The 512-nt window shown below is 68.2% G+C and carries 1 protein-coding gene; it reads left to right on the plus strand.

Translation table 11 applies throughout. The features are described from left to right. Nucleotides 1-512 (plus strand): DNA gyrase C-terminal beta-propeller domain-containing protein (locus G7A99_RS24635; RefSeq protein ID WP_305792383.1); only part of this gene is annotated, 512 nt, incomplete at both ends.

Genomic DNA, 512 nt, shown 5'->3' on the forward strand with positions numbered 1-512 from the left:
GCGATCCTGGACCTGCGCCTGCACCGCCTCACCGGGCTGGAGCAGGACAAGATCCTGGACGAGTACCGCGAGCTGCTTGCCACCATCGAGGACCTGCTCGACATCCTCGCCAGCGGTGACCGGCTCATGCGCGAGATCCGCGAGGAGCTGGTCTCGCTGCGCGAGCGCTTCGGCGACGAGCGCCGCACCGAGATCCTCCACGACGAGCTCGACCTCACCACCGAGGACCTGATCCCGCCGGAGGACGTGGTCGTCACGCTCTCGCACAACGGCTACGCCAAGAGCCAGCCGCTGGACAGCTACCAGGCCCAGCGCCGCGGCGGCAAGGGCAAGTCGGCGACGCGCATGAAGGACGAGGACTTCATCGACCAGCTGTTCGTCGCCAACACCCACGATCACCTGCTGTGCTTCTCCAGCCGCGGCAAGGTCTACCGCCTGCGGGTCTACGAGCTGCCCCACGGCAGCCGCAACGCCCGCGGCAAGCCGGTGGTGAATCTCCTGCCGCTGGAGTC

The organism is Arhodomonas sp. KWT (assembly GCF_010993615.1).